The organism is Chryseobacterium sp. SIMBA_028, from assembly GCF_046535285.1.
Classification (GTDB): domain Bacteria; phylum Bacteroidota; class Bacteroidia; order Flavobacteriales; family Weeksellaceae; genus Chryseobacterium.
The window spans coordinates 1-264 of the sequence record NZ_JAWRWZ010000385.1; the positions used below are offsets into that span (position 1 = coordinate 1).

1 pseudogene is annotated in these 264 nt (G+C 42.4%); it reads left to right on the forward strand.

The features are described 5' to 3' along the window. Positions 1-264: pseudogene (locus SCA31_RS23860) on the forward strand (mannose-1-phosphate guanylyltransferase); the annotation flags it as partial.

The following is a 264-nucleotide window of genomic DNA, read 5'->3' on the forward strand; positions in this document are numbered from 1 at the left end:
TGGCCTATGAGTACGCAGAAATTTCCAAAACAGTTTCAGGATATTTTAGGAGTGGGACGAACCATGATCCAGCAGACCTATGACAGGATCAGCAAGATTATTCCTAATGAAAATATATTCGTCATTACCAATAAGGAGTATGTAGCGCTTTCGCACCAGCAGCTTCCGGAGGTTCCTGAAGAAAATATTGTCGGCGAGCCGTTGATGAAAAATACCGCTGCCTGCAATTTGTATATGGCCAATAAAATTGCTGAAATTGACCCG